Here is an 18,829-nt window from a genome sequence, read left to right on the forward strand (position 1 = left end):
GCCAAATTACGCTTGAACGGCCGGGGTTTTGTCCGACCTTACCCCGACTTCGGCCAAATTGCGCTTGAACGGCTAGGATATTGTCCGAAGGTTATCTCGTTTAAGAAAAGCCCTCAATGCCCTCAACAACAGAATTAAATCTTAGCCATCCCACCTTTGCGGCCTTTGATCAGCCGCAATCGTGGCAGCTTGCCTTCTTTCCGGAATAAAGAAAACATCGCGAAATTAAATGCAGCTAGGAACAGTGATAACACTGCATGCTGGAATCCATGTGATAACAATGCCAGGAATCCGCTTACAAGGCAATATAGACCAACAATTAAATAAAAGTACATAAGAAGTTTTCCCACTTCTCATTCCCCCACTTTTTCGTATGTGTTTTTTATATTAACAGAATTTAATAAAAAAATGTCACATAATGTTCACAATTAGCTCTAAATTTTTTCACAATTTACCTTACAACAATTTGCTTGACACTTAATTCGGTCATGCTATTATGATTAGAGATGTAAAAAATATCTATATTTTACCACTAGGGGTGCCTTTTTTTTTAAAGGCTGAGATTAAAGTGAGACTTTAAGACCCTTGGAACCTGATCTGGTTTACACCAGCGTAGGGAAGTGGACTTTGGGACATTGTTTGTTGTGCCAATACAACCACTTTCTTTTGAAAGTGGTTTTTTTATTGGGCTAAATAGGAAGAGGAGGAGCTTTTTAATGAAGAGTTTTACTGATGAGTTAAAGAAACAGGCTGATCCAATCTGGCGGGCAAATTTTGATCACCCCTTTGTACAGGGAATTGCCAATGGTAATTTAGCATTTGAATCCTTTCGCTATTATGTTTTACAGGATTCCTATTACCTTTCCCATTTTGCCAGGATACAGGCAATCGGAGCGTCAAGAGCATCTGATTTGTTCACGACTTCCAGAATGGCAGCACATTCGATGGGGACTTATGAGGCTGAACTTGGTTTGCATGAAAATTTTCTAAAGCAACTGGAAGTAACAAAACAAGAATTAGATGAGTTTGTCCCTTCTCCCACTGCCTATGCTTACACATCACATCTTTATCGGGTTGCGGCTTCTGGAAGCCTGGCTGAAATCATCGCTGCATCCTGCCGTGCTACTGGATTTATCATGAAATTGGACAATTGCTTAAGGAGTCCACGCCAGATGTCCAAATTTATCAGGAATGGATTCAAGCATATGGCGGTGAATGGTTCAGTAAATTGGTAAATGAGCAGCTAAGCAGACTTGATCAACTTGCAGTGGAAGCGTCAAATATGGAAAAAGAAAAGATGAAACAGCATTTTATCATCAGCAGCCAGTATGAATTCATGTTTTGGAACATGGCCTACAATCAAGAAAAATGGCCTGTTGCCTTGTAAAAACGAACGTAAAAAACAACGGGATTCATCCCGTTGTTTTTGATCCAGGGTACTACAAGCTAATTCACTACAATCTTTTGTTTTTTGCCTAAAAAGAGGGCTTTGAAAGAGTGCAATTGCCGACTTCTGCCTGCAACCTCGGTTCATAGAAACTTAAACTGGCGAGAAAGTAGCATGTTTCTGGAAAGTGATGCTCAAGAAAGCGGAGATTGGACTTATTCAATAGTGTATCTCCTTTGTACTTCTCGACCATATTTTTAATGAACTGATTCATTTCCAGTGTCGTCTTTCCTACTTCATAAATGAATTCCTGCTGGCGGGCAAAGCCTGGCTGTTTGACTCGTAAATAATTTTTCAAATGATGGTTTTGGACTATATATAGCTGGAATCTGAGTTTGAATTCTTGCGCTACTGTGTTGGCTCCTACTTCGATCGGGTCAAGCAGATTTTCAAAAAGCACCGCGTGACCGAGTTGATCTTCGAGCCATAGGTCCATAACCTGGGTCGCTGACAACCGTACTGGTTCCTGTCCCTGTACCAGATAGCTCAATATCCGTAAATATTCCTGGTTTTCACTCAGGGTACCGTTTAAATAGGTTGGTGACAGGCTCAGGTTTACTTTATTATCTATCCGCAATGATTGCAATGTACCTTCAAAATCATAATAACTTTTCGCGACCTTCCATGCTTTTCTTGAAAAATCAATCATTTGACTGTCCTGGTAGCCAGCATGCCGGGGTATTGACTGCAATTTTCTTAAAAGGTCCCCATATAGAACAATGAATTGCTGGGCAACTTCTACATACTCCGTTTCGTTCACCGACAAACCGTCCCTGACAAAATAAGCGTGATCCTGCAGCATTTCAAGCCAGAAAGATTGTTCATCCCAAAGAGAAATCATATCTTTCCCCTCCTTTTCCTACTTAATACTTACTGCTCAAAAAAGGAAGAAATGATGACCAAGAGAAACTTTTAATACTTTTAGCCTTATTTGAGATACTAAGAGAAACAATCCATATTCTTTCCCAAAAGGTGTTGCTAATGAAAAATCTAAAACTTTACATATTTTTAATGGCTGTCCTGCCCTGGCTTTCGCTTCCCCTTCTTGGTAAACAAACATTCAGGAAGTTCCTGCCCGGCACGTTGTTCATGGGAATATATCTAATGTTTGAAGGAAGGCTGGCTGAAAAGAGAAAATGGTGGTGGTTTCCATTTAAAATCAAACCAAACGTATTGGGTGAGCTGCCTTTAATCTGGGGTCCGTTTTTTATAGGTTCTTTCTGGATCATGAAATACACCTATAAGAAATTCAATTTGTATTTATTGGTCAATATCCTGATTGACTCACTGTTTACCTATTACGTTTTGGACTTTTTCAAGAAGTTTGGCTATGTTTCCTTGGTCCGCCTTTCAAAATTCCAGTTATCTATAGTATTTTTGATCAAAACATTTGTTTTATATGGATTTCAAGTGTTTTATGACAAAGTATTTCGAGGGCATTCTGATACAACTCATCAATAATTATTTTTTAAAATGAACATAATAATAAGGCCGTTTAGATAAACCAAACGAAAGTGAGATGAATGTAATGGCGAGACAAGGTATGCACAACAGGGACCAAACAAGAGAACAAACTGAAAAGCATGATAAAAGAAATGATATTGAACTGGGCGCCGAGTTCCAGGTGGGAAATTCCAAAACACAAAGCCAGAAAAAAAGCGGGATACAAGTGAATAAAAAGTAACAGGAAGACGCCCATTAATCCGGGCGTCTTGTCTTTTTTAGCCGGATTTTAATTCTTTGTATTTTTCAAATAAGGAATATACTACCAAATATCTTATTGAATGTTTATTTCAATTTTAAGTTTTAGCTTAGTATACACGGGGAACGAACGTAATAAGAAAGATATGTGGAGGTGCTGAAGGTGAGTTTGTTGTACAGCAAGGCAATGGAAGCTTTTAAAAAGGATGCAAAGCGTCAGTCTGAGATCCAAAAGAATTCAAAAAGAAAGGCGAAATAGCTATTCCGCCTTACGGTAGTACATTCATCTTCTGATCATCCTGCCAATGAGGATGATTTTTTTGCTCAATAACGAATCACTCTAGCTTTTTATATGCGTATTGCTGCCAATAGCCCTGAGGATCAAGCTGATAATTGCCGCAAAAACGAAAGTTGAAAACAGCAGAAAGATTGGGATTTCACCTTGAGGAAAAGCAATGTTCTTATAGTTAGCAAAAAACAGAATACCTAGTATGTATAGGATATGAATTAAGATTGAAATCGACAGAGCAGGTTTTAAAACGTTCAAAATATCACTCCTGTAAAATCTTTTCCTTTTCTTATTCCATTTTATGTAACAAAAATCCTCTTTTTTCGCTAAATTTCTTTTCGATTTTTTGGATTTTATAAAAAAGAACGAAATCATTAAGATTTCGTTCTAAATCCTATAAATTCTCGATAAAGACCCTGATGACATCAGCCCCGCCTATGAAGGTTCCAAGTGAACTTCCAAGGTTCGCTAGTACGACGATCAGCAAAACACGGCTGACTTTATTATGCCAGAATCCTTTTAAACTAAAAACATCTTCAGATAGTGTCTCAAAGTCCTTAACACTCGGCCTGCGGATATAAGCCTGTGTCAAACCGGCAAACCACCCTGCAGCAAGCAAAGGATTTAATGAAGTGATCGGTGCCGCTATAAATGCTGTCAAAATGGTCAGTGGATGCCCCATTGCGATGGCGGCTCCAAGGGCGGAAAGACTTCCGTTCCATAAGATCCAGCTGACTGTCTGGGCAAAACCTGCAGATGGGTTAGCCAAAAAAGTATAGACGATAATAGCCAGGATCAATACAGGAATGCTCCAGCCAATGATTTTTGGCCAATTGGATTTTGGCGGAATCGCTCTTAATTTTTTCAAATCATGATCTTTTTTGATTTCTTCTTTGATTCCCGGTACGTGTGCAGCTCCCAGGACAGCGACAATTTTTTCTCCAGGTGCTTCCTTGATTTTCTGAGCTAAGTATTGATCACGCTCGTCAATCAATGGCTTCTTCAACCGTGGGAATGTCTCAGTGAATTCATTCAGCATTGCGTTGATCGTATCCTGCTCCTTCAGCTTTTCAAGTTCTTCCTCGGAGATGCTGTCCCGGCTGAAGATACTCGTAATGATCTGGCTGAGCAAAATGGCCTTTCCTTTCAAGCCAAGATTTCCCCAAATCCTTGAAAAAGTAATCTGGATATTTCGATCTGCAAGCACAAGTTTTGCTCCGACCTCTTTTGCGGATTCAATCCCCTGGATCATCTCCTGTCCTGCCTTGATACCAAGTTCCTTCGCCATCCGATTTTGGAAAGAAGAAATAGCGAGGTTCATCAATAGTAAAGACGCCCGTTTTTCTTTGATGACCTGGATGATATCCATCTCCTGCCACTTAGAACCTTCGGAGATTGTCTTATAGCGCTGCTCGTCCAATTCGACACAGACAGAATCCGGCCTCTCAGCTTCAATTACTTCCTTAACCTGCTCCGCACTGTGTTTGGAGACATGTGCAGTTCCAATCAATATGTATTCCTTGCCATTCATTTCAATTCTCGTTATATTTTCCTCGCCCATAGATACCTTCCTTTTACTAGACCCATGCAAGCCAACTTTATGTACATAGTTTATGATTCATTTTACCATTATAACATGAACAATAGTCTGAAATATAAAGATTATTTACCAACGTGCCAATCCTCCTAACAGTTCACCATTCGGGAATTTGGCGCAAATAGAAAAAGACCGCACAGAAGCAACCTCATGACTCCTGTGCGGTCCGGCAGGACATTTATTTTGAATAGCTAGTTTTTATCGAGGATGATTTTTTGTTATTCATCATTTTTTTTACAATCGGATATAGAACCGGTCCCCATTTAAGCGCTGTTTTGATTAACTTTTTCATGTGTCATCCCTCCTCATGTCTTAGTACTTATATACCAGACTAAATGAGGGACAATCCTGCATGATTTTGGCAATCTTCGATATTATTTAGCAGGAGAAAGTTCGTCTTCGGTTACCCACTGATGGTTCGTCACTTTTTCAGAGCCATCTGTTGGCGTGAAGTCGACCATATATACTGTCATTTCTTCAGCAGAATCGATGACCGCTTTTGCCCCTTTCATTCCTTCCATATGATCGGTATTGATCGTAGCTTCATCCCCCGGTTTTAATGGTCCGTCTCCGGCATCAAGCAATTCTTCGTGGATTACCCACTTATGCTGCTCAACGCGATCTCCCCCATTTGTCGGGTCATAGGATAAGGAGTAGACAACAGTATCATATGCACCAACGATCGTCGCTTCCGCCCCATCCATACCTGGCATGTGGTCATCAGTGATGATTGCTTTGCTGCCAACTTTGTATGTTGGATCCGAGGCTTCCTGCAGGCCTTCAGGTAATTCACCTGATCCTGAATGCTCCATATTGGCATGGCTGTTATGATCTTCAGTCTTTGATTTTTCTTCTTCTCCAGAGCATGCTGTTAAAAATATTGCTGTGGTAATTGATAACAATGCTATTAATAACTTACTTAGTTTCATACAAACAATCCCTCCCTATTTTATAAAATATATATCATTAAATTGTGCAGATTTTATCGAGCAGCAATGCCTGGCAGCAGAAAGATGCAGCACTGACAAATCAGAAAAATGCCTTCTTAAGCGAATTTGAGGTAGACCCGCTTTGGGTCGGAGCCAGAAAACAAGGGAAAACCACAGCAACGGTTGCTTTTGCCGGCGCGAATCCTTCTACTGGCAAGCAGGCGGACTATACAATTTACTATGGAGATACGCTGTCCCCAAGCAAACAGGAAAAACTCAAATTTGCAGAAGCATCAGGCTGGAGCAACACTCCTACAAGCTTTAGTCCATTAATGGAAACATCCTTCAAGATTAAGGTCGAAGATGGTGAAAACAAAGAAATCCATGTACTTGCGTTCGATTCAAGCAACGATGAAAAAAAGAATTACGACAAATTTATCGTCTCTGACAATAATACGATTCATTCAAGTGGAGTAAGCTCAAAAGATTGGGGTTCTGTCAGCCTTGAATTGGAAGAAAACAAGACAGCAGGGTTCTGGTTCAAGTTCACTGCAACTGACCCGGCATTGGAGAAGGAAACTGTAATGTACCGTTCAGCAGTGACGTCAGGTTTAATTGACGGTCCAGAAGGATTTCCTGAACGAATCAGGGATCAATTTGATTTTTTCCCGCCTCAAGATGATGACATCGCACTTGAGAAGCTGGATTTCCAGGAAAGAATATGAGGAAATTTCTGAGAGATTCGTGAACTGGGTTACAGATGTATCACTATTTACCAAAAATGAGTATCAGCCGGATTTATTGATGTTTTATGCACCGCAAATTGAACTTCAGGAGCATAAGTACTTGCTGACAGATCCAAGGCAACCTGACTATACACCTGAAAAATCGAGGAAATACATGGAGTATATACAATGGTCCTATAAAGTAGCCGACAGTGTCGTCGGCAAAACAGTAAAATCACTCGACGAAAACGATCATCTATTCATCGTTTCAACACCCGAGTTAGGTACACATGGCGGGAATCCGAATCGCGAGCAATTGAGAGCCGTATTTATGGCAATCGGGCCTGACATCCCCCGTGGAAAACAGATTGAGCCAATTTCTAATCTAGATATAGCACCAACCATTTATGAATTACTTGAGCTGCAAACTCCCGATTATGTTGAGGGTAAAAGAATTAAAAATCTAACTGAATAAATTAGGAAAGCGAATCAAGAAGAACTTGGTTCGCTTTTTTTGAATTAATCACAACAATCTCCATACATACCTGAAGATATGTAAGGATATTTTAAGTATGAGGTGATTGATATGGATTTACAACGTGTAAAAGAAATATTATCCGCGGAAAATGAAATATCTGTACATTACCATGGAGTCCCGATCTGGATTGAAAGCATCGATTCCACTTCTAGTATGGCGGTTATTTCACCAAGAGAAACACATGAAGAAAGACAGCTTGTATCTATTGATGGCTTGGATGAAAACTAAGTTCTCGTTTTTGAGAGGCTTTATTTTTTTAAGAACAAAAAGCGCAAGCGAATCGAGTAGCTAGGCGCTGGAGCTAGATAAAGAAAACCCATATAATTATTCACGTTTGCAATAAAAAATCCAGGCCTGCGCTGGATTTGTTTAGAAAGCCCAATCACCAAGAGGTGTCATCTTACGGTTTTGCTTGCAGCTCTCGCATACATGAAGCCTAACGGGTTGAAAAAGCTTTTCTTCCTTATTCTCTGTAACATCCTTCCGTCCACAAACTTCGCAAATTCTCATCCATTTCACCTCATTTTAATCTATTGTCAAATGGCTAAGTTCTGTAGCGACTCGCTAACCTGTCCAACACTTGGGTTTATTAATAATATTTACAAGATGGATGAAAATATTTAAGAAGAACAATATATTTTTAAAAAGGTCAACTAAACCATCGATAATTTAAATATCTAATTTTTATTCACTGACCTCTTTTCAAGGAATACAGAATAAATTCAACTAGTTTACATAATATTATTATCTATCTATAATGACCTTGTATCGCAATTGTCCGAAAAATTCCTTTAATACCGTTTCAGCATTTTTATCTGCTTTTTGTAAAACACCTGCATCTATCGCTTCTTGCTTAATTTTTGCCTGGGCTATAGCAGCCAAATCGAATCCTTGGTCCCACTGTACTTTTCCACGGAAAAGGCCTTCTTCCGAAAATGTCCTCACCTCGTCCATCTTAACTGACGGCTCTTGAATGAATTTTGCCTGAGGCAGTACAATCTCAACTACTTTTTTCTCCTCATCCACACCTTCAAGTCTTTTTTCTCAATAGCCTGCAAATCAACACCCCCTATCACAGTTGCTGGAACGATCAGTAGCAGTTAGAATGATAGTTTGCTAGCTTCAACTGTTTTATTTTTGAAAAAATGGGGCATAGTTAAAAATATTGTTATCACCAAGAAGGAGGCAGCTATTTTGAGTCAATTAGATGGTAAAGTCGCGTTTATAACAGGTGCCAGTTCCGGAATCGGAAGAGCCGCAGCTATAAAACTGGCCCAGGAGGGTGCAAAGGTTGCCTTAATCGATGTGAAGGAAGAAAACGCCAGGGATGTTAAGGAGTCAATTGAAGAGTCAGGCGGAAGTGCGCTGATCGTCGAATGCGATATTGCAAAGCCAAAAGAAATGGAACAAAGCTATCAAAAAGTTGTTGATGCATGGGGAAAAGTCGATATCGTATTTGCTAACGCAGGCATCAATGGTGTCATTGCCCCAATTGAAGACCTGGCTCCTGAAGATTGGGACGAAACAATCAACACGAACCTAAAAGGTACCTTTCTTACTGTAAAATATGCAATCCCATATATGAAGAAGCACGGCGGCAGCATCATCATCACGAGCTCAATTAACGGAAACAGGATTTATAAGAATTTCGGGATGTCTGCCTACAGTACTTCCAAAATCGGTCAAACCGGCTTCGGTAAAATGGCAGCCCTAGAACTTGCGCAATATAAAATAAAAGTCAATATCATTTGCCCGGGTGCTATTGAAACCAACATAGGGAAAAACACATTCCCGCAAGAGGATGAACTAGAAAAAATCAAAATCCCAGTTGAATATCCGGAAGGCAATCAACCATTGGAAGAACACGCCGGAAAGCCGGAACAAGTAGCAGACCTCGTGTTCTTTCTCGCCTCCGATCTGTCCTCGCATATTACCGGCACAGAAGTCTATATAGATGGGGCGGAATCACTGTTATAAAGAAAAATGCTCAGGGTTGCCTGAGCATTTTTCAAGTGTTAAACAATCACGGAGTTCTCCTTCGTGGAGTTCGTGTTTAGGCAGTAATTTAACCTTTTTGAACCCGCACTTTTCGTAGCATTTTATTGCTCGTTCATTCCACACTTGAGGATCCATGACGACCTTGTCGGCTTTCATTTGGGTAAAAAGAAACTCTGTCATCGATGTAACAAGCAAAGTTCCAATACCTCTATTCCAATAGTCGACTTCACCGATAAACTGATCAGTTCCGAAAATTCTTCCGCTCTCATATCCATACTCTTTTTTAGTGGCCTCATCCAATTCATAATATTGAATATAGCCAATTAAGTTACCTTCATATTCAATAATGCATTTAACTTCATCGTCATCTGAAGAGTAAAAAACCCTCTCGACTTTTTCTACATCGAAGGAATTATCCCTGCCTTCATAAAATTCAAGGACTGCCGGAGTAGAAAGCCATTTTGCTAATAAGAGTTTATCTTTTTCTTCTAATCTACAAACCTTTAAAGTGCCGAATTGATATACCACATTCATCCCTGCTTATTTTTATCCCATTCTTCTGCTAAAATTCCATAAACAACATGATCTACATAGTGATCATATAACCATTCTGCTTGCCGGATCCTGCCTTCTTTTACAAAGCCTAATCTTTCAGGAATTCCTCTGCTCTTCTTATTTTCCTCTGCAGCTCTGATTTCTACTTTGTTTAGTTTCAAATGGTCAAAAGCGTAATCAGTCAATGCCCTGGCAACCTTGGTCATGATTCCCTTGCCCTGGTATTCATGCCCGAGCCAATAACCGATATATGCCGTTTTATTTGACCAGTTGATACTGTTGAAGCCTGCTGTTCCGACTATTTCTCCTTCATATAAAATAACGGTCGTCATGCTTTTATTTTCAGCGTAACCTTTCATCGTTCCTTTTAAAAATTCTCTAGTATCTGCAACGTCCGTTGTAAAATCCAGCCAGGGGAGCCATTCTTTCAAATATTCCCGTGCATTTTCAGTTAGTTCAAACAGGCGATCCGCATCAGATACCTCTGTTAGTTTTAATGATAATTTTTCATCTATTTTATATAGAAACATTAGATTCCCTCCTGAATTGTTAAGTTTATAACTAGATACTATTCGACAAAAGCATTGTTTTTCCTTTTATTTCTAAGGACTTTATTCTAAAAAAAGAACTGCCAACTTAGCTGGCAGCCCTTAAAAAGTCTTTTATAACTTTTCCCCGTTTGTTATTATTACATCTTTATACCAGAAGAAGGACTTTTTCTTTTTCCGTTTCAATGTTCCGGTGCCATCGTCATGCTTGTCCACATAGATATAACCATATCTTTTTGAAAACTCGCCCGTTGACATGCTGACCATATCGATGCATCCCCAGCTGGTATAGCCCATCAAGTCGACTCCATCTTCAATCGCTTCGCCCATTGCTTTAATATGCTCGCGCAAATAGTCAATTCGATAGTCATCGTTGATGCTGCCGTCTTCTTCGAGTTTGTCATAGGCCCCCAGACCGTTTCGACGACGAAAAGAGGTATCTGATAACGATCGTAAAGTTTGTTCAGGCTGATACGCAACCCAACCGGGTCAATTTCCCATCCCCAATCGCTAACTTCAAGGAATGGATTCCGCACTCCACCGATAATATTTCCTTCTGAAGAATCTTCATCTGCTTTCTCTTTTTTCTCTGTACGTGACATATAGTAGCTAAACCCTACATAATCAACTGTTCCTTCCTTAAGCAATTCAAGGTCATCTTCCTCAATCTCCAATTGAATATTGTTTTCTTTAAAGCATCGATTCATGAAGGAAGGATACTCTCCCCGTACTTGAACATCACCGAAAAAATAATTGAAAATCTGCTCTTCTTTTAGTGCGTGCAGGACATTTTCCGGATTGCTATCAAATGGATAAACAGGTGCAAACAGAATCATGCACCCGATTTGCGATTCTGGAATGATCTCATGGCAAGCTTTGACGGCCATTGCGCTTGCGACTAATTGATGGTGGTATGCCTGGAAGGTTGGCTGGTATCGATCCTCTTCTTTTTCTATCGAAAATCCCAGACCGTTGATCGGCATGACAAGAGCACTATTGATTTCATTGAAGGTCATCCAGTACTTAACTCTGTCTTTGTAACGGTTTAAAATAGTTGTGGCATACCTTTTAAAGAAAGTAACAACTTTACGGTTACGCCAGCCGCCGTATTCTTTTACCAAATGAAGCGGCATTTCATAGTGGGAAATGGTCACAACAGGCTCAATTCCATGTTTATGTAGTTCGTCTAAAACATTGTCATAAAAAGCGAGCCCCTCCTCATTTGGCTCCAACTCATCACCATTCGGGAAAATCCGTGTCCAGGCGATTGACATCCTGAAAGCCTTGAAACCCATTTCTGCAAACAAAGGAATATCCTCTTTATATTGATGATAAAAATCAATTGCTTCATGATTCGGGTAGTATTGATCTGGCTTGATTTCAAAATCAAAGCCAGGTTTTGTTAAAATATCGTATCTTGCTTTTCCTCCTGGCAGAACATCCGCGACATTCACGCCTTTGTTCCCCTCGTTAAATCCACCTTCAATCTGGTTGGCAGCAGTAGCCCCTCCCCATAAAAAACCTTCTGGGAATTTATATGTTTTCATGGTTAGTACCTCCATATTAAATTCAGAAAGCAGGTTATTCGCTTCCCTCTGGAATATCTAGACCGAACGAGCGGGCTTGATTTACTTTACAGCTTTTCGCCTGGTGGTCGTGAACCTGTCACAATTCCGGATTTTTCTTGACAGCTTTTCGCTTAGTGGCGGTGAACCTGTCACAAATCCACCTTATTTTTGACAGGTTTTCACTCGTCTAAATCTATATCTCATTACACACTGCCTTAATTCCTCACTACAAATTCTTCCCCGCAGGACAATAAATCAACCCTACTAAAATTCCTTCTATTAATCAGTTCTAAACCTAGTATCCCGTCAATATCTTAGTGATAGGAAAGCCAATACTCTAGAAAAAGGTGATTGATGTGTTTGTTGTCCATTTTTATGATCAGAAAAATGAAATGCTGAATCAGTTGCTTAATCGTGTGCCCGTGGTTGGGGAGGATCTGAAAATCAAGGGTCGCAAAGCTAAGGTTTCGAGTGTGACGGAAATCGATGAGAAAACATACCATGTACAAGTTGCCTTGGAAGCGAAAGCGAAACCTGGCGTAGCGGCCGACCCTGGCAAAAAGAAGAAAAGGTAAACGGACATTACTAAGAATAATGGGGAATACTACCCAAAAAGGCGAACCACTTTTAAAGCGGTTCGCCTTCTCTAATTTATAATTTTAATCAGGATTTTTTGTTTTCAGTGAAACTGCCAGTGGCTTTTTATCCAAACAGTATTCCAATAGAACGATTTTGCCTTCAAGTTCAAGATGCTTAGCCAGGGCGATCACTTCTTCCCCTTCTTCAGTTGAGGACACAGACGAAATTCTTAAGTTGCCATCACTATTCTGGATATGATTAAATAGCTCTTCTTTTGACATTTTCACTTTCGTCTTCATCTTTATCACCCCTTATTAGGATTACCTTTCTTTACCCAGGGGTGATAGAGATAAATCAAGGGAATAAAACCCAGTTATGGTTATATGAACCTTGCTCCGAGCTTATTGGTTACCGACAAGACTGGATCCCTTGAAGTTGAAGTAGGCGAAATCACCGATGCGCTCAATTTCTTTAGTTATTATAGTTCCATTCGTTTTTACAAAGTCATAGGTTTCATCAACATCATCTACCAGAAAATTAAACAACACATGGCCTGAAGGCTTCAAATTAAACCCTGGGTCGAAGGTGTGATCGTCCAGGGTTAATCCTGTTTCAGATGTAACCGGGATGTTATGGACTGGTGATTCTACCTTTTCAGCATTAAATGGTATCCCCAGCAGGTTATAGTACCATTCTGCAGATTTTTTTAAATGGCTCACGTGGATAAAAACATTGTTTAATTTATTATAAAGTGGTGATTTCAAAGTTACTCCTCCTAAAATGTTAGTACTCTAATGGATTGTTTCCCTACCTTTCCCATAAGGCAGTTCTCCTGTTATCTTACTTCCGATTAGGATGTTACCTGTCCAGGATGTCATCCTTGTCCAAACCAGCATCTTTTGTTACCGAAAATTCATATTTGTTGTAACTGAATTTATCTCTTTTAAACAATTGCTCAATTTCCATTTCGAGATCCTCTAGTAACGGAAACGTAGACGAATGCCCAAGGCTTTTCAACACATGCCTGTAATACCATTCCTGTTGGCCTCTTTCGCGTTTGAACCTGCTCCAAACTTCTTCGCCACATTGTTCGACGTCCTCGCGAATAGACCTGACATTATGCAATTTGTCCGCGCAAGCTACCACGCGGATTTCCTCTGAAGCGGTTTTCAAAAACTCAATCGTGTGCTCTTTTCGCTCTTCCCAGAAAAGAGACTTGTCCGGCTCTGAGCACCCTTCGACGATTCTTGCAATTTCTTTTCCGAACTCTCGCTCTATATCTTCCATTGTTAAATCCGTATCTTCAACTGTATCATGCAGAATTCCGGCCGCTACCATTTCATCGCGGTATCCCGCTTTTTGCAAAATCATCCCCACTGCCACGGGGTGGGCAATATATGGGATTTTGGTATTTTTACGATATTGCCTTCATGTGCCATTGAAGCAATTTGCAATGCTTTATCAATTAAATACATCTTGATCTGCCTCCATTTTTTCCGATACTTATTACTTCTTTAGTTTCTCAGTAATTCCTTCCTTAGGAAAATGGCAAACTTGATTATTTTTCCCAAAATATTCTGCTATATTTAATATATAAACCTTTTGGAGGCTGACATGACAAAACTGACAGACCACTTAATCGTCATTTCATTTGACTGTCTTTCTGAGCATGATGTTCCATTGCTCAGGGAGCTGCCAAATTTTAAGGCTTTTATAGAAAACAGTTCTTTCTGTACGCAGGTGGAAACGATCTATCCTTCTGTTACATACCTTGCCATGCGACAATCGTGACCGGTAATTTACCTAATCGGCACGGTATCGTCAACAATACATTTATCCAGCCTGGCAAATTCTCACCAGACTGGTATTGGCACCGCCGACATGTAAAAGGGACAACCCTTTATGATGAGGCAAAAAAGGCGGGCATGAAAACTGCTGCTCTACTATGGCCAGTAACGGCTAAAGCCGATATAGACTACAACATGCCAGAAATTTTTGCGAACAGGCCCTGGCATCACCAGATTCCTGTTTCACTGTCCAATGGGAGTCCTAGGTATCAGCTTGAAATGAACTCGAAATTCGGTCATATCAGAAACGGATTGAGCCAGCCTGAGCTCGATGATTTCGTTTTGGAAGCAACAGTTGAAACTATCAAAACGAGGAAGCCTGAACTGATGTTGATCCATTTTGTCGATCTCGATCCCAGCGTCATATGCACGGTTTTTCATCAAAAGAAGCTAAGGCCGCGCTTCACCGCCATGACGTCAGACTCGGCAGAATCATGGAAGCACTCAACGAGGCGGGCATTGCTGAGAATTCAACTGTTGCCATACTTGGCGACCACAGTGCACTTGATGAGTCTAAAGTGGTGAAATTGAACGTATTATTTAAAGAACGCGGACTTATCCAAACCAATGCTTCAGGTAGAGTCACCGACTGGAAAGCCTATTGCAAGAGTTGTGACGGCTCTGCCTATGTGTATATAAAAGATCCAAATGATGATCCTGCGAAAAATCTAGTCACAGATATATTAGCTGAACTTTTAAAAGACGAGAGCAATGGCATTGAAGCAGCTATCACAGGTGCTGAGGCTAACGCAAAAGGAGCTGATGGAACAGCCTTCAGGATGCTGGAAGCTGCCAGAGGGTTTTATTTTAGCGAGGCAATTGATGGCCACTATATTGAAGAAGTGACTGAACAAGATGCCAGAACAAAAAAGTACACTTTTGCCTGCCATGGATACTCCCCTGAAAAAGAAGGTTATCACACTGTTTTCTTCGCAGCTGGAAAAGGTATTCGCCCAGGAATCTCCATCAAGTCTATGCATCTCGTGGATGAAGGCCCAACCTTTGCTCGCCTTCTTGGCCTTGACCTCGGCGATACAGATGGCTCCATCCTTGATGGGATTTTGGATATTTAGCACTAGGAAAGAAGGTCTTTGGGGGACTTGAAGCGAATTATATTACCAGTTGGAAGAGATATTTTATCGGTTAAGACGGTTTCACACGCTTGAGATTGCTTTATTTTAGGTTGAGAGAAGTTTTATTACCGGTTGGGACGCTTTTATTTCCGGTTGCGGCCATTTTATTACCTGTTGGGGCGCTTTTATCTCCGGTTGCAGCCATTTTATTTCCGGTTGGGGCATTTTTATCTCCGGTTGCAGCCATTTTATTACCTGTTGAGGCGCTTTTATCTCCGGTTGCAAAAATTTCATTACCGGCTGGGATACTTTTATAAACGTAGAGTAGATATCGTTCAACTTAATAGTCAAAAATACAATCTTATTGGGGGCAAAAGGATGAAAGGTTTACGAAGGAAGAGACCAGCTGGATTCGTTATGACTGGGCCAGCTCGGCTTATTCGATTATCATTTCGACGGCTGTGTTCCCGCTTTTTTATAAAGCTTCTGCTACTGAGGCTGGTGTGAGCCTTTCCAATTCAACTGCCTATTTGGGTTACACAATTGCAATCGCCACCTTTATTTTGGCATTGATTGGTCCTATCCTGGGGACAATTGCCGACTATAAAGGCATGAAAAAGCGTTTCTTCACTATATTCTTTACATTAGGAATCACCTTTACAGCAACTCTTGCCTTCGTGCCGAGCGGAAACTGGCTGATGCTGCTTGTCATCTACACCCTTGCCGTGCTCGGATCGACAGGTTCCAATGTTTTCTATGATGCCTTTATCGTTGATGTGACGACGGATAAACGGATGGACAGAGTTTCAGCTCGCGGATATGGGATGGGTTACATCGGAAGTACGATTCCATTCATCATCAGTATCGCAATCATTATTTTAGCACAGACAAAGGTCTTGCCAATTTCTATGACTCTGGCAAGTCAAACAGCTTTTATCATTACCGCCATCTGGTGGGGACTTTTCTCCATCCCCATGTTTAAAAATGTGCACCAAAAGCATTACATCGAGCGCGAACCGCAACTGGTGCTGCAAAGCTTTAGACGTTTAGGAAAAACCTTTAAGGAAATTCGGAAATACAGGGCATTATTTTTATTCTTATTAGCTTATTTCTTTTACATTGACGGCGTTGGAACAATCATTACGATGTCTACAGCCTATGGAACCGATTTAGGCATCAGTTCTACTAACCTATTAATCATCCTTTTTGCTACCCAGGTAGTTGCCTGGCCTTTCGCAATCTTATTCGGAAAATTATCCGAGCGTTTTACCGGTAAAAAATGCTTTATGTCGGAATTACTGTTTATATCTTTGTTTGTATCTACGCTTACTTCCTGGAAACAACGACTGACTTCTGGATCCTGGCAATGCTTGTTGCTACGTCCCAGGGCGGTATCCAGGCGTTAAGCCGATCTTATTTTGCAAAATTGGTTCCGAAAGCGAATGCAAATGAGTTTTTCGGATTCTATAATATCTTCGGCAAGTTTGCTTCAATCATGGGGCCGCTTATGGTCGGGCTTACAGCACAGCTTACTGGCAATTCGAGCATGGGAGTTTTCAGCCTCGTCATTCTGTTCGTTATTGGGATGGTCATTCTCGCATTTGTTCCAGAACCAGAAAAACAGCCTCAAGCACCTGAAATTGTCTAATCAATTGCCTCTGGGAAACCAGAGGCTTTTTTTTAAAAGGAGGTCTTCTAATAATCTATGAAAAAACTAAAGTTTTCCCTAATCATATTCGGCAGCCTGCTCCTAGTTTTCATCATTGTTACCATGTTCAATACCCTCACCTTGGAATCCCGGCAACCCTCACCCGAAAACTTTAACGGTAGTATCAAAGAAGACCATGCGATCGATACTCTATCAAAAGCGATTCAATTCAAGACTATTTCCTATCAGGACCGGAGCAAAATGGACTTGATTGAGTTCGACCGCTTCATTTCCTTTTTAGAACAGAGTTTTCCACTTGTACATGAAGAGCTTGAGCTTGAAAAAGTGAATAGCCATGCACTCGTATATAAATGGAAAGGAACAGACTCTACGAAGCTTCCAATTGGATTGACCAGCCATTACGATGTGGTTCCCGTTCTTGAAGGCACGGAGGAAAACTGGGAGCATGACCCTTTCAGCGGGACAATTGCAGACGGAAAAATTTGGGGACGCGGTACACTGGATGACAAAATCGGTGTGATTGGCATACTTGAAGCTGCAGAACATCTGCTCAAAGAAGGCTATCAGCCTGCCCGCGATATCTATCTCATGTTCGGTCATGATGAAGAAATCGGTGGTGATGAAGGAGCCGCAATGATTGTAAGCACCCTTAATGCACGAGGCATCAAGTTTGATTTCGTTTTAGATGAAGGAGGAGCAATCGTCGAGAACATGGTTCCAGGTGTCAATCAACCCGTTGGAGTTGTCGGTGTTTCTGAAAAAGGTTCTGCGACTGCGGAGCTGTCAATCGAAGGAAGCGGCGGCCATTCATCGCAGCCAAAAGACCGGACCAATATCGGAAGAATTGCCAGCGCGATCGCCAAGCTAGAAGAAACCCAGTTCCCCGCCGACCTGAAAGGACCTGGTGAGGATCTATTTGAGTTTGTCGCACCTGAAATGAGCTTTGCCATGAAATATGTCTTTGCCAACAAGTTTATTTTCGAGCCGGTTATCGAAAAATCCTGCTCCAGCAGCCTGCATCATCTGCGCTGATCAGGACAACGATCGCTCCAACCATCTTCCATGCAGGCGAGCAATATAACGCCCTTCCGGAAAAAGCTTCGGCTATTATCAATCTTCGCCTCATGCCAGGTGATTCGTTGGAAGAAGTTAAGGGGTATATCGAAAAAACGATTGATGACGAAGATATCAAAGTAACAATTGAAGGTTCAGAAGCCTCAGGTGTTTCTGCCGTTGACAGCTGGCATTTCAGAACAATTCAGCAAAGTGCGATAAATGTCTATGATGAAGCAGTCATCGCACCCTATCTGATGTTCGCCGGCTCTGATGCAAAGCATTATGACAGTATCGCCGAGAACACCTATAGGTTCCTCCCTGTCCAGTTGACATCTGAAGACCTGAACCGCATGCATGGGACGAATGAACACATCAGTATTGAAAACTATCTTAAGGCGATCAGTTTTTATATGGAAGTTATAAGAGAAGCGGATAAGGAACAATAGAGTAAGATTTTTAATGGAATGGGCGGAGGTATTTAATTAATAAAGCTCGCCCAATTTCTTTTGTTATTTAAAATTATTGTATTCCCTGGTGAACTCCCTTTTCGGGCAATTAAAAAGCTCAGGACTCCCTGGATAAATTCAACCTTTCATCATGTCCATAAGATTACAGTGTGATATGCTCCCTCTTTTCCCAAACTTTACAGTCAAATTATTTAGTTATTGTCTTGAAAAGCATCAAAATTTGCCGATATAAAAAAGTAGACC

At 40.9% G+C, this 18,829-nt stretch carries 23 protein-coding genes, 4 pseudogenes and 1 riboswitch; of the genes and pseudogenes, 13 read left to right on the top strand and 14 right to left on the bottom strand.

The window, feature by feature from the left end; translation table 11 throughout:
- Window positions 1–134 precede the first annotated feature (134 nt).
- The gene (locus JCM21738_RS16805) at window positions 135–350 is read right to left on the bottom strand and encodes a hypothetical protein (RefSeq protein ID WP_023614384.1); all 216 of its coding nucleotides are present in this window, start codon (window positions 348–350) and stop codon (window positions 135–137) included.
- A 174-nt stretch (window positions 351–524) separates the two neighbouring features.
- Window positions 525–636: riboswitch (TPP riboswitch) on the top strand.
- 80 nt (window positions 637–716) lie between these two features.
- On the opposite strand from JCM21738_RS16805, the pseudogene tenA reads away from it, so the two are divergent.
- Window positions 717–1,387 (top strand): annotated as a pseudogene (gene tenA, locus JCM21738_RS16810) (thiaminase II).
- 88 nt (window positions 1,388–1,475) lie between these two features.
- Here the strand turns inward: tenA and JCM21738_RS16815 are convergent.
- Window positions 1,476–2,288 carry a DUF2935 domain-containing protein gene (locus JCM21738_RS16815; protein ID WP_023614386.1) on the bottom strand — a complete coding sequence of 271 codons (813 nt, stop codon included), beginning with the start codon at window positions 2,286–2,288 and terminating at the stop codon, window positions 1,476–1,478.
- A 36-nt stretch (window positions 2,289–2,324) separates the two neighbouring features.
- Complete coding sequence (locus JCM21738_RS24830) at window positions 2,325–2,507, bottom strand: hypothetical protein (RefSeq protein ID WP_162232614.1); 183 nt, start codon at window positions 2,505–2,507, stop codon at window positions 2,325–2,327.
- Between the two features lie 44 nt (window positions 2,508–2,551).
- Between JCM21738_RS24830 and JCM21738_RS16820 the strand changes: the two genes are divergently transcribed.
- Both JCM21738_RS16820 and JCM21738_RS26105 read left to right on the top strand, forming a co-directional pair.
- Window positions 2,552–2,908, top strand: a complete 357-nt coding sequence (locus JCM21738_RS16820) for a hypothetical protein (RefSeq protein ID WP_232215862.1) — start codon at window positions 2,552–2,554, stop codon at window positions 2,906–2,908.
- Window positions 2,909–2,975: 67 nt separating this feature from the next.
- Window positions 2,976–3,131 carry a hypothetical protein gene (locus tag JCM21738_RS26105; RefSeq protein WP_198017090.1) on the top strand — a complete coding sequence of 52 codons (156 nt, stop codon included), beginning with the start codon at window positions 2,976–2,978 and terminating at the stop codon, window positions 3,129–3,131.
- A 357-nt stretch (window positions 3,132–3,488) separates the two neighbouring features.
- On the opposite strand, the gene JCM21738_RS16825 is transcribed toward JCM21738_RS26105, so the two are convergent.
- From JCM21738_RS16825 to JCM21738_RS16835, 4 genes are all read right to left on the bottom strand, one after another.
- Window positions 3,489–3,695 (bottom strand): hypothetical protein, encoded by a 207-nt coding sequence (locus JCM21738_RS16825; RefSeq protein WP_023614390.1) that lies wholly within the window; start codon window positions 3,693–3,695, stop codon window positions 3,489–3,491.
- Between the two features lie 136 nt (window positions 3,696–3,831).
- Window positions 3,832–4,998, bottom strand: a complete 1,167-nt coding sequence (locus JCM21738_RS16830) for a TraB/GumN family protein (RefSeq protein WP_023614391.1) — start codon at window positions 4,996–4,998, stop codon at window positions 3,832–3,834.
- A gap of 214 nt (window positions 4,999–5,212) precedes the next feature.
- A complete protein-coding gene (gene yxzF, locus JCM21738_RS27910) occupies window positions 5,213–5,326 on the bottom strand; it encodes a small protein YxzF (protein ID WP_023614392.1) in 114 nt (37 codons plus the stop codon).
- Window positions 5,327–5,408: 82 nt separating this feature from the next.
- Window positions 5,409–5,963: a YdhK family protein gene (locus JCM21738_RS16835; protein WP_023614393.1), complete on the bottom strand. Its 555-nt coding sequence runs from the start codon at window positions 5,961–5,963 to the stop codon at window positions 5,409–5,411.
- Window positions 5,964–6,007: 44 nt separating this feature from the next.
- Between JCM21738_RS16835 and JCM21738_RS16840 the strand changes: the two genes are divergently transcribed.
- From JCM21738_RS16840 to JCM21738_RS16850, 3 genes are all read left to right on the top strand, one after another.
- A complete protein-coding gene (locus JCM21738_RS16840) occupies window positions 6,008–6,688 on the top strand; it encodes a hypothetical protein (RefSeq protein ID WP_035209710.1) in 681 nt (226 codons plus the stop codon).
- Complete coding sequence (locus tag JCM21738_RS16845; protein ID WP_035209712.1) at window positions 6,657–7,163, top strand: alkaline phosphatase family protein; 507 nt, start codon at window positions 6,657–6,659, stop codon at window positions 7,161–7,163. Before JCM21738_RS16840 ends, JCM21738_RS16845 begins: the two co-directional genes overlap by 32 nt.
- A gap of 111 nt (window positions 7,164–7,274) precedes the next feature.
- Window positions 7,275–7,454: an H-type small acid-soluble spore protein gene (locus tag JCM21738_RS16850; RefSeq protein WP_023614395.1), complete on the top strand. Its 180-nt coding sequence runs from the start codon at window positions 7,275–7,277 to the stop codon at window positions 7,452–7,454.
- A gap of 516 nt (window positions 7,455–7,970) precedes the next feature.
- Here the strand turns inward: JCM21738_RS16850 and JCM21738_RS16855 are convergent.
- Window positions 7,971–8,252, bottom strand: a complete 282-nt coding sequence (locus tag JCM21738_RS16855) for a DUF4230 domain-containing protein (RefSeq protein WP_023614397.1) — start codon at window positions 8,250–8,252, stop codon at window positions 7,971–7,973.
- Between the two features lie 165 nt (window positions 8,253–8,417).
- Between JCM21738_RS16855 and JCM21738_RS16860 the strand changes: the two genes are divergently transcribed.
- On the top strand, window positions 8,418–9,203 hold the full coding sequence (locus JCM21738_RS16860) for an SDR family oxidoreductase (RefSeq protein ID WP_031307806.1): 786 nt from the start codon (window positions 8,418–8,420) through the stop codon (window positions 9,201–9,203).
- Here the strand turns inward: JCM21738_RS16860 and JCM21738_RS16865 are convergent.
- The 3 genes and pseudogenes from JCM21738_RS16865 to JCM21738_RS16875 all read right to left on the bottom strand — a co-directional run bounded on the left by JCM21738_RS16865 (window position 9,198) and on the right by JCM21738_RS16875 (window position 11,874).
- Window positions 9,198–9,758, bottom strand: a complete 561-nt coding sequence (locus JCM21738_RS16865) for a GNAT family N-acetyltransferase (RefSeq protein ID WP_051391327.1) — start codon at window positions 9,756–9,758, stop codon at window positions 9,198–9,200. The two genes, JCM21738_RS16860 and JCM21738_RS16865, sit on opposite strands and share 6 nt — an antisense overlap.
- Window positions 9,755–10,309 carry a GNAT family N-acetyltransferase gene (locus tag JCM21738_RS16870; protein WP_023614400.1) on the bottom strand — a complete coding sequence of 185 codons (555 nt, stop codon included), beginning with the start codon at window positions 10,307–10,309 and terminating at the stop codon, window positions 9,755–9,757. The genes JCM21738_RS16865 and JCM21738_RS16870 overlap by 4 nt, the downstream gene beginning before the upstream one ends.
- A gap of 132 nt (window positions 10,310–10,441) precedes the next feature.
- A pseudogene (locus JCM21738_RS16875) lies at window positions 10,442–11,874 on the bottom strand (glycoside hydrolase family 1 protein).
- 377 nt (window positions 11,875–12,251) lie between these two features.
- On the opposite strand from JCM21738_RS16875, the gene JCM21738_RS16880 reads away from it, so the two are divergent.
- Window positions 12,252–12,470: a hypothetical protein gene (locus tag JCM21738_RS16880; protein WP_023614402.1), complete on the top strand. Its 219-nt coding sequence runs from the start codon at window positions 12,252–12,254 to the stop codon at window positions 12,468–12,470.
- An 84-nt stretch (window positions 12,471–12,554) separates the two neighbouring features.
- Here the strand turns inward: JCM21738_RS16880 and JCM21738_RS16885 are convergent, their stop codons facing one another.
- From JCM21738_RS16885 to JCM21738_RS16895, 3 genes are all read right to left on the bottom strand, one after another.
- Complete coding sequence (locus JCM21738_RS16885; RefSeq protein WP_023614403.1) at window positions 12,555–12,773, bottom strand: hypothetical protein; 219 nt, start codon at window positions 12,771–12,773, stop codon at window positions 12,555–12,557.
- Between the two features lie 102 nt (window positions 12,774–12,875).
- Window positions 12,876–13,238 carry a VOC family protein gene (locus JCM21738_RS16890; protein ID WP_023614404.1) on the bottom strand — a complete coding sequence of 121 codons (363 nt, stop codon included), beginning with the start codon at window positions 13,236–13,238 and terminating at the stop codon, window positions 12,876–12,878.
- 94 nt (window positions 13,239–13,332) lie between these two features.
- Window positions 13,333–13,845, bottom strand: a complete 513-nt coding sequence (locus JCM21738_RS16895; protein ID WP_369385770.1) for an HD domain-containing protein — start codon at window positions 13,843–13,845, stop codon at window positions 13,333–13,335.
- 243 nt (window positions 13,846–14,088) lie between these two features.
- Between JCM21738_RS16895 and JCM21738_RS16900 the strand changes: the two are divergent.
- The 5 genes and pseudogenes from JCM21738_RS16900 to JCM21738_RS22655 all read left to right on the top strand — a co-directional run bounded on the left by JCM21738_RS16900 (window position 14,089) and on the right by JCM21738_RS22655 (window position 18,565).
- Window positions 14,089–15,394, top strand: a pseudogene (locus tag JCM21738_RS16900) (alkaline phosphatase family protein).
- An 89-nt stretch (window positions 15,395–15,483) separates the two neighbouring features.
- On the top strand, window positions 15,484–15,711 hold the full coding sequence (locus JCM21738_RS23955; protein WP_148296139.1) for a hypothetical protein: 228 nt from the start codon (window positions 15,484–15,486) through the stop codon (window positions 15,709–15,711).
- Between the two features lie 36 nt (window positions 15,712–15,747).
- Window positions 15,748–17,042 (top strand): annotated as a pseudogene (locus JCM21738_RS16910) (MFS transporter).
- 57 nt (window positions 17,043–17,099) lie between these two features.
- Window positions 17,100–18,095: a M20/M25/M40 family metallo-hydrolase gene (locus JCM21738_RS16915; RefSeq protein WP_052019771.1), complete on the top strand. Its 996-nt coding sequence runs from the start codon at window positions 17,100–17,102 to the stop codon at window positions 18,093–18,095.
- A gap of 23 nt (window positions 18,096–18,118) precedes the next feature.
- Window positions 18,119–18,565, top strand: a complete 447-nt coding sequence (locus JCM21738_RS22655; protein ID WP_243463057.1) for a M20/M25/M40 family metallo-hydrolase — start codon at window positions 18,119–18,121, stop codon at window positions 18,563–18,565.
- Window positions 18,566–18,829 lie beyond the last annotated feature (264 nt).

This window comes from Mesobacillus boroniphilus JCM 21738, from assembly GCF_000517385.1.
Taxonomy (GTDB): Bacteria; Bacillota; Bacilli; order Bacillales; family Cytobacillaceae; genus Mesobacillus; species Mesobacillus boroniphilus.